11 protein-coding genes are annotated in these 13,092 nt (G+C 67.3%); 3 read left to right on the top strand and 8 right to left on the bottom strand.

Annotation, left to right across the window (positions count from 1 at the left end; all coding sequences use genetic code 11):
- Window positions 1–128: 128 nt before the first annotated feature.
- Entirely contained in the window at window positions 129–1,172 is a 1,044-nt protein-coding gene (locus tag AB3X98_RS26410) for a serine/threonine protein kinase (protein ID WP_368603785.1), read from the top strand.
- Between the two features lie 15 nt (window positions 1,173–1,187).
- Here the strand turns inward: AB3X98_RS26410 and AB3X98_RS26405 are convergent, their stop codons facing one another.
- A complete protein-coding gene (locus AB3X98_RS26405) occupies window positions 1,188–3,146 on the bottom strand; it encodes a DUF3857 domain-containing transglutaminase family protein (RefSeq protein ID WP_368603786.1) in 1,959 nt (652 codons plus the stop codon).
- Between the two features lie 450 nt (window positions 3,147–3,596).
- Here AB3X98_RS26405 and AB3X98_RS26400 point away from each other — a divergent pair, with 450 nt between their 5' ends.
- Together AB3X98_RS26400 and AB3X98_RS26395 are read left to right on the top strand one after the other, a co-directional pair.
- A complete protein-coding gene (locus AB3X98_RS26400) occupies window positions 3,597–4,997 on the top strand; it encodes an OFA family MFS transporter (RefSeq protein WP_069265223.1) in 1,401 nt (466 codons plus the stop codon).
- 13 nt (window positions 4,998–5,010) lie between these two features.
- Entirely contained in the window at window positions 5,011–5,139 is a 129-nt protein-coding gene (locus AB3X98_RS26395; protein WP_069265222.1) for an oxalate:formate antiporter, read from the top strand.
- Between the two features lie 176 nt (window positions 5,140–5,315).
- Here the strand turns inward: AB3X98_RS26395 and AB3X98_RS26390 are convergent, their stop codons facing one another.
- The 7 genes from AB3X98_RS26390 to AB3X98_RS26360 all read right to left on the bottom strand — a co-directional run bounded on the left by AB3X98_RS26390 (window position 5,316) and on the right by AB3X98_RS26360 (window position 12,868).
- On the bottom strand, window positions 5,316–6,338 hold the full coding sequence (locus tag AB3X98_RS26390) for an XdhC family protein (RefSeq protein WP_368603787.1): 1,023 nt from the start codon (window positions 6,336–6,338) through the stop codon (window positions 5,316–5,318).
- A complete protein-coding gene (locus AB3X98_RS26385) occupies window positions 6,311–6,883 on the bottom strand; it encodes a CoxG family protein (RefSeq protein WP_368603788.1) in 573 nt (190 codons plus the stop codon). The genes AB3X98_RS26390 and AB3X98_RS26385 overlap by 28 nt, the downstream gene beginning before the upstream one ends.
- The gene (locus AB3X98_RS26380; protein WP_368603789.1) at window positions 6,874–8,184 is read right to left on the bottom strand and encodes a VWA domain-containing protein; all 1,311 of its coding nucleotides are present in this window, start codon (window positions 8,182–8,184) and stop codon (window positions 6,874–6,876) included. Before AB3X98_RS26380 ends, AB3X98_RS26385 begins: the two co-directional genes overlap by 10 nt.
- A 5-nt stretch (window positions 8,185–8,189) precedes the next feature.
- Complete coding sequence (locus tag AB3X98_RS26375) at window positions 8,190–9,077, bottom strand: AAA family ATPase (RefSeq protein ID WP_368603790.1); 888 nt, start codon at window positions 9,075–9,077, stop codon at window positions 8,190–8,192.
- A gap of 77 nt (window positions 9,078–9,154) precedes the next feature.
- On the bottom strand, window positions 9,155–9,952 hold the full coding sequence (locus tag AB3X98_RS26370) for a xanthine dehydrogenase family protein subunit M (RefSeq protein ID WP_368603791.1): 798 nt from the start codon (window positions 9,950–9,952) through the stop codon (window positions 9,155–9,157).
- 13 nt (window positions 9,953–9,965) lie between these two features.
- The gene (locus tag AB3X98_RS26365; RefSeq protein WP_368603792.1) at window positions 9,966–12,356 is read right to left on the bottom strand and encodes a xanthine dehydrogenase family protein molybdopterin-binding subunit; all 2,391 of its coding nucleotides are present in this window, start codon (window positions 12,354–12,356) and stop codon (window positions 9,966–9,968) included.
- Between the two features lie 14 nt (window positions 12,357–12,370).
- Window positions 12,371–12,868, bottom strand: a complete 498-nt coding sequence (locus AB3X98_RS26360; RefSeq protein WP_069265216.1) for a (2Fe-2S)-binding protein — start codon at window positions 12,866–12,868, stop codon at window positions 12,371–12,373.
- Window positions 12,869–13,092: the final 224 nt, after the last annotated feature.

Raw genomic sequence — 13,092 nt, 5'->3', positions numbered from 1 at the left:
GCCGTGTGACACGTTGACGAGGCGCCCTGCGTCTCGTCGCAGGGTTGTGCGCCGCGTTTGTGTTCATCATGTCTGCCGTGCGCAGCGATTGCTCGCCGGCACTGCCCGCAAGAGGCACAATTGCGGGTATGAATTACGATCCTTCTCCTGTCCCGGGCGGCCCCTCCGGTCCCGGCGACCAGCAAGCCGCGCCGTACACGCGCCTCACGCCCGAATGCGTGCTCGACGCCGTCGATGGCGTGCTGATCCCGGCCGAGCGCCGCACGGATGGCCGCATGCTCGCGCTCAACAGCTACGAGAATCGCGTGTACCAGGTGGGCGTGGAAGACGGCCCGCCGCTCATCGCCAAGTTTTATCGCCCTGAGCGCTGGAGCGACGAGGCGATACTCGAGGAGCACGCATTCGTCGCCGAACTCGCCGCGCGCGAGATTCCGGCCGTGCCTGCGCTCGCCTTCGAAGGGCGCACGCTGCACGAGTTCGACGGGTATCGCTTCTCGCTGTTCGAGCGGCGCGGCGGCCGCGCGCCGGATCTCGACCGCAGCGACACGCTCGAATGGCTCGGCCGTTTCATCGGGCGCATTCATGCCGTGGGCGCAACGAGGTCGTACGAGGCACGCCCCACGCTCGACATTCAGTCCTACGGCTACGAGCCGCGCACGTATCTGCTCGAACACGGCTTCGTGCCCGAGGACGTGCGCGAAGCATGGCAGGCCGCGGTGACGCTCGCGCTCGAAGGCGTGGAGGCGGCCTTCGAGCGCGCGGGCGAGGTGCGGTCGTTGCGCCTGCACGGCGACTGCCATCCGAGCAATGTGCTCTGGACCGACGCCGGCCCGCATTTCGTGGACTTCGACGACAGCCGCATGGGTCCCGCTATCCAGGATTTGTGGCTGCTTTTGCCCGGCGATCGCGCGGGCGCTTCGCGTGCAATGGCCGATTTGCTCGCGGGTTACGAGGACTTCTGCGAATTCGAGCCGCGCGAGCTGCATCTCGTCGAAGCGCTGCGCACGCTGCGCCTCATCCACTACTCGGCCTGGCTCGCCCGCCGCTGGCACGATCCCGCGTTTCCGGCCGCCTTCCCGTGGTTCAACACGCAGCGCTACTGGGAAGAGCGCATTCTCGAACTGCGCGAGCAGATCGGCGCGATGCAGGAAGGACCGCTCTGGCCCGTGTGAACGTCGTGCGCCGGCTCACTGCGCGCTCGCCGGACTATCCAGCGCGCCGCCCTGGGCCGACGGCTTGACGATCAACTGCGCGCGCAGGTCGCGCGCCATCGTCTCGAACGCGGGGCGCATCTGCGCGAAATCGTCGGCGCTGCATACGTCGCTCGCGAAATGCGTTTGACCCGTACGCGTGACGCGCAGCACATTCGCCTGCGGGTCGAGCGCGTAGTGCGAACTGAAATCGATGAAACGGTTGTCGGCGTGCTGCGGCATGGGGACGTCGAGTACGCGCATGCCCGGCGGCAGCACGATGCGCGTGCGCTCGGTCACCACCACGTTGCGGCACATGAAGGGCTGCGTGCGCCGCGATTCGCCGAGCCAGTAGCGCAGATTCGCGTCGAGCCCGCCCACGAAGCTCGTGAGCGTGGGCACGGGCGTGGTCATTTCCGGGTCGACGAAACCGTCGAAGGTGCCCGTGAGCGTGAGCACGAGCGGACCCGCCGTGGCGTCGAGCGGGCTGGAGGCGAGCGTGGCGTTGCCGCGCAGGTTGGCGTTGCGCAGCTCCCATTGCAGCGACTCCTCGCGCTGCGCGGGCGTTTGCAGGCGCAGCACGCTGCGCGTCTGTTCGGCGGACCAGCCCTCCGACTGCAAGCGGTAGATGAAGCGCGCCGAGCCGTCGGGCGCGACCGTGATGTCGAGATCGCTCTCGCGCGTGGTCGTGGCCGTGGCGGGCGTGCGGACCTGCGTGCCGTCGCCGGCGAGCACGGCCTCGCGGTCCATGTCCGTCGACGGCAAATAGCCGAACTCGATGTTGCTCGCCGTGGAGTCCGCGAACATCTGCAGATCGGGCAACCAGGTGATGACGTGATTGATCACGCCGAAGCCCGGCACGCTCGGCAGCGTGTAGACAGTACCGCTGTTCACGAGCGCCGGCGTGCTGCGGATGCCGACGGCCCCGAGCAGCGCGCCGTAGAGTGCGACGTGGTCCTTGCAATCGCCGTAGCGGTTCGCGAGCACGTCGGTTACGTGGTGCGGCACGATCTCGCCGCGCCCGATATTCATCGCCACGTAGCGGATGTTGCGGCGCACCCAGTCATAGAGCGTTTGCGCTTTGGCGCGCGGCGTATCGTCGTGCGCCGTGAGCGTCTGCGCAAGGCGCACGATGGCCGGGTCGCGCACGGTCGGATCCGCCGCCGCCTCGCGATAGACCGTCGCGAAGGCCGCGTAATCGGGAAAGGTGGACACCATCAGCCGGTCGCCGTAGCTCACGTAGGCGACCGAGCCATATTCGAGGCGCTCGAAGTTCGACTTGTCGTAGCGGTACTCGTAGCGCGTGCGGCCGTTCACTGTGGCGGGCGGCAGCACGGTGAAGCCGCGCGCGTCGGCGTGGAGCGGCACTTTCGCGGGCAGGTCGTAGATCACGCGAAAGCGGTGCGTGGGCGCGAGGTCGGGCGGCGTGAAGTCGCTGAACCAGCCCGGCACGAGCGGCACGCGCTGGATCTTGCGCCACGTGAGATGCACGCGCGCGCCCGGCTCCACGGCGGGGAACACGATCACCTTGTCCTGCACGTCCTGGAACATCGGGGCGTCGAACGAGCGCACTTCCTGCACGTCGCGGATCTGCTCGGGGCGCACGTCGTGTCGCCCGCCCTGGGCGTCCTCGGTCCACGCTTCGAGCACCTCCACGTGGGCCATTTCGCGGTTGAACCACACGTAATACTGGCCCGCGCGCGCGATGCCGGCCTCCGTGTTCACGCGCAGCGTGAGCGAGTCGAGCTTGGTGTACGAGCCGTCCGCGTTGACGGTGAAGGTCTGCGTTTCCGCTTCGTTGGTGTAGGGCGCCTGCGCGGCGCTGCCTGCCGGATTCAGCGTGCCCGCTTCGAGGGGCACCGGCGTGAGCTGCGCCACGCCCGGGCGCAGGTCGGCGGCGAAGGTTCCCGTGACGGGGCCGAGCAAGGCTAGGCAAAGAGCGAGAGCGAGGCGCATGGGGGGCTCGGCAGGTGGCGGGTCGCAGATAGGCGCTACTTCTGCCACTTAAAAGTCATGCAACCCGCTTGTCAAGCGGATGGCCCGCACACAGCCCGCAGGGGGCCCTGAATCGAGTGTTGAGTCTAAATGCTGGGCCGCGCAACGACATGCCCGCCTGCAACGTTCTCCGCGGCGTCATAGGTCCCCCCACCGATTTGCTGCGCACGCAACAATCGAGGAAACACGGCGGCGCGCGGGCCGTTGTAGGGCATATGTATGTTTACCTCATATTGCCAAGGAGGCGGTTGGGGACTAAGGTTCGTGCAGCCGTCAAGCGGCAATTAAGTGTTCTATGCGTTTGCGCATATAAAGAGCACGAAAGACCACGCCTACCAACAGCCATTTTGGATGGGACCAGAGCGAGCGCTTACCCCGCGCTCTCAACCTCTGGTCGATTCGGGAGATCCCATGAGCAGCGTTGCAGATTCGACGCGCGGTGCGCAAAGCGCACCTTTCTTTTCCAAAGAGGCGACCATCGCCCCGCCGGGCTTTTCGCGCTGGATGGTGCCGCCCGCGGCGCTGGCCGTGCATCTGTGTATCGGCCAGGCCTACGCGTTTTCCGTGTTCAACGCGCCGCTCACGAAGGTGATCGGCATTACGCAGTCCGCGGCCGATGACTGGTCGCTCACCACGCTGGGCTGGATTTTCTCGCTGGCCATCGTGTTTCTCGGCCTTTCCGCCGCGTTCGGCGGCAAGTGGCTCGAACGCGTAGGCCCGCGCCGCACGATGTTTACCGCGGCGTGCTGCTTTGGCGGCGGTTTCCTCGTTTCCGCGCTCGGCGTGTATCTGCATCAGATCGCGCTGCTCTATCTCGGCTACGGCGTGATCGGCGGCATCGGCCTCGGGCTCGGCTATGTCTCTCCGGTTTCGACGCTGATCCGCTGGTTCCCCGACCGCCGCGGCATGGCAACGGGCCTCGCGATCATGGGCTTCGGCGGCGGCGCGATGATCGCCGCACCGCTCTCCGTCATGCTGATGAAGCATTTCGCGAGCGACACGAGCGTGGGCGTCGCCCAGACCTTCGTGGTGCTCGGCGTGGCCTACTTCATCTCGATGACGATCGGCGCCATCACCATCCGCGTGCCCGCGCCGGACTGGAAGCCGGCGGGCTGGACCCCGCCCGTCGTGGCGAAGAAACTCGTGTCGAACCAGCACGTGCATATCGACCAGGCGCTCAAGACGCCGCAGTTCTACCTGATCTGGCTCGTGCTGTTCCTCAACGTGACGGCCGGCATCGGCATTCTGGGTCAGGCCTCGGTCATGATCCAGGAAAGCTTCAAGGACACCGTGAGCGCCGGCGCGGCGGCGGGCTTCGTCGGCCTGCTCTCGCTCTTCAACATGGGCGGCCGCTTCGTGTGGGCGTCGGCCTCCGACTGGGTGGGCCGTAAGAACACCTACTTCATCTTCTTCGTGTTCGGTGCGGTGCTCTATTACGCGGTGCCGCAGTTCGCGCAGAGCGGCAACATCGTGTTTTTCGTGCTCGCGTTCTGCCTGATTCTCTCGATGTACGGCGGCGGCTTTTCGACCGTGCCCGCGTATCTCGCGGATATGTTCGGCACGGCGTTCGTCGGCGGCATTCACGGCCGTCTGCTCACCGCGTGGGCCGCGGCAGGCGTGGCGGGCCCGGTGCTCGTGAACTACGTGCGTGCGTATCAGGTCGCACACGGCGTGGCGAAGGCCGATGCGTACACGATGACCGTGCACATCATGGCCTCGCTGCTCGTGGTCGGCTTCATCTGCAACCTGCTCGTGCGCCGCGTGGACGCGAAGCATCACATGAGCGAGACGCAACTCGCCGCCGGTAAATAAGGAGGAACGCGCAATGTCTACCCAAGCTGCCCCGAAATCGTCGAACAAGACGCTGATGGCGATCTTCTGGCTCTACGTGCTGGTGCCGCTCGTGTGGGGCGTGACCAACACGCTCACGCAGGCGATGAAGCTGTTCGGCTGATGCCGTGACGCTCAGGTGAAGCGAGGCGGCGCAAGCCGCCCGCCAGAAACACCCTATTGCGGGCCGCCGACGAAAGTCGCGGCCCGCAGTTTTTTGGGGGGCATAGTAGTGACACGAGCGCGAGACAGACGACGACGGGCGCTCACCTCACGCGTGAAGGCGGCCGCGCAGCGGCCTCACACGTCGCACGTCGATCCCGCGCCTGCTGCGTGTTCGCGCGCGGCCTTTGCGCCTTCCACCTGGAGAATGGTCGGCAGCGAGACGCCATTCTTCGCCGCCGTGACCTCCGCGAGGATCGACACCGCGATTTCCGGCGGCGTGCGGCTGCCGATGTAAATGCCCACCGGCCCATGCAGCCGCGCGAGTTCCGCCTCGCTCAGGTCGAACTCCTTGAGCCGCTCGCGCCGCGCCGCGTTGTTGCGCCGTGAGCCCAGCGCGCCGACGTAGAACGCGGGCGTCTTGAGCGCCTCCATCAGTGCGAGGTCGTCGAGTTTGGGGTCGTGCGTGAGCGCGATCACGGCGCAGCGTTCGTCGAGCTTCATGTCGAGCACCGTGTCGTCGGGCATCGTGCGCACGAGCGCCGTGCCGGGCACGTCCCAGGTGTCGGTGTATTCCTCGCGCGGGTCGCACACCGTCACCTGGTAATCGAGCCCCACCGCGATCTGGCAGAGATAGCGCGAGAGCTGCCCCGCGCCGATCACCAGCATGCGGTAGCGCGGCCCGTGGATCGTGAGCAGGCGCACGTCGTCGAAGTCCACGCCATCGGTCGCTTTCGCGGGGCCGAGCGTGGCGCGGCCGGTCGCCATGTCGAGTGTGCGCGCAACGAGTTCGCCGCGCTCGACGGTTTCGAGCAGTTCGCGAATGCCCGAGGCCTCGGAGAGCGGTTCGAGCACGAGCTGGATCGTGCCGCCGCACGGCAGTCCGAAACGATGCGCCTCTTCCGCCGTGATGCCGTATTTGACGGCTTCGGGCTTCACGATCGTCACGCCTTCGCGGCGCACGCGGTCGATCAGATCGTCCTCGATGCAGCCGCCCGACACGGAGCCGACCACGAGGCCGTCGCCGCGCACCACGAGCATCGCGCCCTCGGGACGCGGCGACGAGCCCCACGTTTTCACCACTGTCACCAGCAGCGCGCGGTGCCCTGCGTCGAGCCAGCGCACGCTGGATTTCAGGACTTCGAGATCCACGCTGTCCATGATCGTTTCCTCTTCGGTGTTTCCTCTGCGCCTTCGCCTTGCGGCTGGCCTTCTGCGTCGCCCGCGGCGGGTTCCGCCGTCTCGTCGGTATTTTCCTGCGCGCCGCCGCCCAGCTGTTCCCCGAAACGCTTGAAAAACTCGCCGGCGATCTTGCGCGCCGCGCCGTCCACGAGCCGCGAGCCGATCTGCGCGAGCTTGCCGCCCACCTGGGCGTTCGCGGTATAGGTGAGCGTGGTCGATTCGTCGCCGGCGGATTCGAGCTTCACGTGCGCGTCGCCCTTGCCGAAGCCTGCGGCGCCGCCCTGGCCCTCGAAGACGATCGTGTAGCTGTTCGGCGCGTCGATATCGGCGAGCTGCATGCGGCCTTTGAAGCGCGCCTTCACCGGGCCCACCGCGGCGGTTAGCGCGACGGCGTAGGCGTTCTCACCGTCGGCTTCGATGCTTTCGCAGCCCGGTATGCACGCCTTGAGGATCGCCGTGTCGTTGAGCGCTTCCCAGGCGCGCTGTTGCGGCACCGGCAGCGTGTGGCTTTCGGTCAGCTCCATCGTGTGTCTCCTTGTGCCGGGCGCGCCTCCAGAGTATGCAATGCGCGTGCCGGTTTTGGCAGATGAGTCGCCAGATGCGTTGCTGCACGAGGCGCGGGCCCGATCGGCGCGGCTTCGCACAAGCTGCGCGCAAACGCTTCGAGGCTGTCGAGATTGTGGACGGGGTAATGCGCGTCGACGTGGGGCAGCATCGCCTGCACGCCGCGCGCCTTGGGCGCGAAATCGCGGTAACGCAAGAGCGGATTGAGCCAGATCACGCGATGCGCGAAGCGGTGCAGGCGCGCCATCTCTTCGCTGAGCAGACCGCATTCATCGTGATCGAGCCCGTCGGTGACGATCAGCACTGTCGCGCGCCCCCCGAGCATGCGGCGCGCCCAGCGGCGGTTGAATTCCGCAAGCGTGGCGCCGATGCGCGTGCCGCCGGACCAGTCCGCGACCTGGGTGGCGAGCTGGGCGAGCGCGACGTCGGGGTCGCGTTCGCGCAGCGCGCGCGTGGCGTGGGTCAGGCGCGTGCCGAACAGGAACACCTGCAGGCGTTCGCGCGATTGCAGCAACGCATGGCAGAAGTAGAGCACCGCGCGCGAGTAGCTGCTCATCGAGCCGGAGATGTCGAGCAGCAGCACGAGCGGCAGCTTGCGTTCCACCGGCGCGCGATATTTCCACACGGTCCAGTCGCCGCCCGCGCGTACCGCATGGCGCGCGCTCGCGCGCAGGTCGGCGTGGGTGCCGCGCGACGATGCCTTCAGGCGCCGCGTGCGAACGGTGGCGAGCGGCAGGCGGCGCGCGCGGATCAGGTGGCGCAGCGTGCGCCATTCGTCGGCGGTGAGCGTATCGAAGTCGCGCTGGCGCAAGCGCTCTTCGGCGCTGAACGTGGCGTGTGCGCGCAACTCGTGTTCTTCGTGCGAGGGCGGTGGCTTCGCGCCCGGGCGATGGGCAGGGCGCGCCGCGAGCGCGTCGGCGAGGCGGTTGTTGCGGCGCGGCGGCGGCACGCCGCCTTGCACCTTCGGCAGCAGCAGCGCGCGCAGCTTGCCTTCGAAATCCGGATCGCGCCAGAACAGCGCGAACGCCGCGTCGAAGATCTCGCGCTCGTCGGGCGCGCTCGTGAGGAGCGCGGCGAGCGCTGCGTGCACGTCGTCGCGGCGGCCGAGGTCGATGTGGCGCAGCGCGTCGATCGCGTCGACGGCGCGCGAAGGCGACATCGGCAGGCCCGCGCCGCGCAGCACGCGCACGAAATGCACGACGTTGCGCGCGAACACGGGCGCGAGCGTGGGCATGGCGGCGGGCGATGTGGCGCGGGGCATCGTCCTCACTCCGCGAGCGCGAGCGTTTGCGCGATGCGTTGCGCGTCGAGCTGCGCGAGGTCGTCCTGGTACTTCAGCAGCACGCCTAGCGTGTTCTGCACCGACTGCGGATCGAGTTCCGTCACGGCGAGCGCGCTAAGCGCGCGGCACCAGTCGATCGTTTCCGCAATGCCGGGCGCCTTGAAGAGATCCATCGTGCGCAAATGGTGCACGAACGCCACGGCGCGTTGCTGCAATTCCGCGGCAGTTTCAGGCGCGCGCGCGGCCACGATCGCGAGTTCGCGTGCACGGTCCGGGTAGCCGAGCCATTGATAAAGGCAGCGCCGCTTGAGCGCATCGTGCACTTCGCGCGTGCGGTTCGACGTGATCACGACGAGCGGCGGCGTGCTCGCGCGCACAGTGCCGTATTCGGGAATCGATACCTGGAAGTCCGAAAGGAGCTCGAGCAGGAAGGCTTCGAACGGTTCGTCGGCGCGGTCGATTTCGTCGATCAGCAGCACGCGGCGCGCGCCCGGGTTTTGCGGGTCGGGTTGCAGCGCCTGGAGCAGCGGGCGCTTGAGCAGAAATTCGTCGCGATAGAGCGTGTCGTTGCCGGGCTTTTCGCCGGCGGCTTCGGCCAGTCGCAGCGCCATGATCTGGCGCGGATAGTCCCACTCGTATAGCGCGCTGGCTGTATCGAGTCCTTCGTAGCATTGCAGGCGCAAGACCGTCGTGCCGAGCATCGCCGCCGCGGCCTTCGCGAGTTCGGTCTTGCCCACGCCCGGCTCGCCTTCGAGAAACAGCGGGCGTTCCATGCGCAGCGCAAGAAAGAGCGCCGTGGCGAGTTCGCGGCTCGCGAAATAGCCGTGCGCTTCGAGTTGTGCGAGGGTGTCGTCGATCGAGGCGGATTGCATGCGGGATTCTGGCAACGCGAATCAAAGGCGGCGAGCGCTCCCATGTTCACCTGGAAGCGCTCGCCCTCGGGACCAGCCTAGCCGTCGGCCTTCGCCACCGCGCGCGCCGCAAGCACCGGGATGAGGTGCGCGCGATAGGCCGCGCTCGCGTGCAGGTCGGTGTTGAGGTCGTCGGCGGGCATCTTCACCGCGCGTGCGGCTTCGGGCGCGAAGTTGGTCTTCAGTGCGCTTTCCAGCGCACCCGCGCGAAATACCGAAGGCCCGGCGCCCGTGACCGCCACACGCACCTCCCCGGCGTACTTTGCGACGAACACGCCCGCGAGCGCGAAGTGCGAGGCCGGATTGCGAAACTTCTCGTAGGCCGCGCGTTCGGGCACCTGGAATTCGACGGCCACGATCAGCTCGTCGGGTTCCAGCGCCGTTTCGTACATGCCGAGGAAGAAGTCGTCCGCTGCGATGCGCCGCCGGTCCGTCACCACCGTCGCGTTCAGCGCGAGCACCGCCGCGGGATAGTCGGCGGCCGGATCGTCGTTCGCGAGCGAGCCGCCGAGCGTGCCGAGCGCGCGCACCTGGCGGTCGCCGATCATGCCCGCGAGGTCCGCCAGTGCCGGCAGCGTGTTGCGGATCTGCGCGTTCTCGGCGACGTCGGCATGGCACACGGCCGCGCCCACTTTCACCACCTTGCCGTCCACCTGCACGGCTTTCAGCTCGGGAATGCGCGTGACGTCCACGAGCGTGGTGGGCTGGGCGAGCCGCAGCTTCATCGCCGCGAGCAGGCTCTGACCGCCGCCGAGGAATTTGGCGTCGGCGTCGGCCGCGAGGGCTTTCACGGCGCCTTGCGCGTCGCTGGCGCGCTGATAGTCGAATGCGTACATGGAGCGCCTCCGCTCAAGGTTGTGAAGGGGCCTGCGCGGCCTGGATCGCTTGCCATACACGATGCGGCGTGGCCGGCATCTGCAGGTCCTTCACGCCTAGGGAGCTAAGTGCGTCCAGTATCGCGTTGATGACGGCGGGTGGCGAGCCGATCGCGCCGGCTTCGCCGCAGCCCTTCACGCCGAGCGGATTGTGCGTGCACGGCGTGCCTTTCGCGGTTTCGACCGTATACGAAGGCACATCCGACGCGTGCGGCATCGCATAGTCCATGTACGAGCCGGAGAGCAACTGGCCACTCTCGTTGTCGTACACGCACTGCTCGAGCATCGCCTGGCCGATGCCCTGGCCGAGACCGCCATGCACCTGGCCTTCGACGATCATCGGGTTGATGACGTTGCCGAAATCGTCCACCGCGGTGAAGCGTTCGATGCGCGTCTCGCCCGTCTCGGGATCGACTTCGACTTCGCAGAGATACGCGCCCGACGGATAGGTGAAGTTGGTCGGATCGTAGAACGCGCTTTCGTCGAGGCCCGGTTCCAGCGTCTCCAGCGGATAGTTGTGCGGCACGTAGGCGGCGAGCGAGATTTCCGCGAAGGTCTTCGTGCGGTCGGTGCCCGCGACGCGGAACACGCCGTCGGCGAACTCGATGTCCTCCGCGCCCGCTTCGAGCATGTGCGCGGCGATCTTCTTCGCCTTCGCCTCGATCTTGTCGAGCGCCTTCATGATGGCCGAGCCGCCCACCGAGATCGAGCGCGAGCCATAGGTGCCCATGCCGAACGGAATGCGGCCCGTGTCGCCGTGCACGATCTCGACCTGTTCGATCGGCACGCCGAGGCGATCGGCCACGACTTGCGCGAACGTCGTCTCGTGGCCCTGGCCGTGACTGTGCGAGCCCGTGAACACGGTGACGGAACCGGTCGGGTTCACGCGGACCTCGCCGGCTTCGAAGAGGCCCGCACGCGCGCCGAGCGCACCCGCGATGTTCGACGGCGCGAGCCCGCATGCCTCGATGTAGCACGAGTAGCCGAGACCGCGCAGTTTTCCCTGCGCCTTCGATGCGTCGCGGCGCGCGGCGAAACCCTTCACGTCGGCGAGCTCCAGTGCGCGCCCGAGACACGCTTCGTAGTCGCCCGTGTCGTAGGTGAGGCCAACGGGCGTGGCATACGGGAAGCTCTTGATGAAGTTGCGGCGGCGGATTTCGGCCGGGTCGATGTTCATCTCGCGCGCGGCCGTCTCCACGAGACGTTCGACCACGTAGGTCGCTTCCGGACGCCCTGCGCCGCGGTACGCATCCACGGGCACCGTGTTCGTGAACACGGCCTTCACCTCGGCGTAGATCGCGGGCGTGGTGTACTGGCCCGCGAGCAGCGTGGCGTAGAGGATGGTCGGCACGCTCGAAGCGAACGTCGAGAGATACGCGCCCATGTTCGCCGTGGTGTGCACGCGCATGGCGAGGAACTTGCCGTCCTTGTCGAGGGCGAGTTCGGCCTTGGTCACGTGGTCGCGGCCGTGCGCATCGGAAACGAAGGACTCCGATCGTTCGGCGGTCCACTTCACCGGCCGGCGAATTTTCTTCGCGGCCCACGTGAGCGCGACATCTTCGGCATACAGAAAGATCTTCGAGCCGAAGCCGCCGCCCACGTCGGGCGCGACGATGCGCAGCTTCGTTTCCGGCAGCCCGAGCACGAACGCGGCCATCAGCAGGCGCTCGACGTGCGGGTTCTGGTTCGCCACGTACACGATGTAGCTGTCGTCGTGCTGCGAGTAGCTCGCGTTCACGGCGCGCGGCTCGATGGCGTTCGGTATCAGCCGGTTGTTGACGATGTCGAGCGTCGTCACGTGCGCGGCCTGTGCGAAAGCCGCGTCGGTCGCGGCCTTGTCGCCGTGGCCCCACGTGTAGCAGGTGTTGTTCGGCACGCCGTCGTGCACGAGAGGCTGGCCGGCGTCGGCGGCGTGCGCCGTGTCGACGGCGGCAGGCAGCTCTTCGTAATCGACCTCGACCAGTTCGGCGGCATCCTTCGCGGCCTTGACCGAATCGGCGATCACGAGTGCGACCTGGTCGCCGACGTGGCGCGCTTTCTCGTGCGCGATCACGGGATGCGGCGGCTCGTTCATGGGCGTGCCGTCGATGCTGTGGATGAGCCAGCCGCACGGCAGGCCGCCCACGTTTTCCGCGGCGAGGTCCGCGCCGGTGAAGACTGCCACGACGCCGGGCGAGGCCTTCGCGGCATTGACGTCGATGCGCTTGATGCGCGCATGGGCGTGCGGCGAGCGCACGAATACGGCGTAGGTCTGTGCGGGCAGCACGACGTCGTCGGTATACTGGCCGACGCCGGTGAGGAAGCGGAAGTCTTCCTTGCGCTTGACGGGTGCGCCGATCATGCGATTGGGTTCGGGTGCGTTCATGGTGGCCTCCCGAGTCACGCCGTCGTGGCGGCAGCGGGGGCGCCGGTGCGCATTGCCTGCGCGCCCGCGGCCACGGCCTTCACGATGTTGTGATAGCCCGTACAGCGGCAGAAGTTGCCGTCGAGTCCTTCGCGTATGTCGCTTTCCGTGAGGTCGGGATTGGCGGCGGCGAGCGCGGTCGCGCACATCACCATGCCGGGCGTGCAGAAACCGCATTGCAGGCCGTGGCATTCGCGGAACGCGGTCTGCATGGGATGCAGCTCGCCATTTTTCGCGAGGCCTTCGATCGTCGTCACCTCCATGCCGTCGCACTGCACCGCGAGCTGGTTGCACGACTTGATCGCGCGGCCGTTCAGGTGGACGGTGCAGGCCCCGCATTGGGCAGTATCGCAGCCGACGTGCGTGCCGGTGAGACGCTGCTGTTCGCGCAGGAACTGGACCAGGAGCGTGTGAGGTTCGACCTCGGCGGTCACGGGCGCGCCGTTGACCGTGAGGCTAATACTGATCGCCATTGATTGTCTCCAATGTCGACCGGAGCACGGCGCTGCGTGTGGCTCCGGTCCCATGCCAGATGATGGGATAGAGACCTGCCTGGGCCCGCTTTTTTACACTGAATCGACCGCTATAACCGCCCGTGGGAAAACTCGCCCGTTTAACGCGTTGCGCCTCAACGCGCGCGCAACGCACGGCGCCGCGCAAACCACGCGGGGCGCTTCGGGCGGATCGAACCATTGCG

The organism is Paraburkholderia sp. BR14312 (genome assembly GCF_040948675.1).
GTDB lineage: Bacteria > Pseudomonadota > Gammaproteobacteria > Burkholderiales > Burkholderiaceae > Paraburkholderia > Paraburkholderia nodosa_A.
This window is presented reverse-complemented; position numbering and strand designations above follow the sequence as displayed.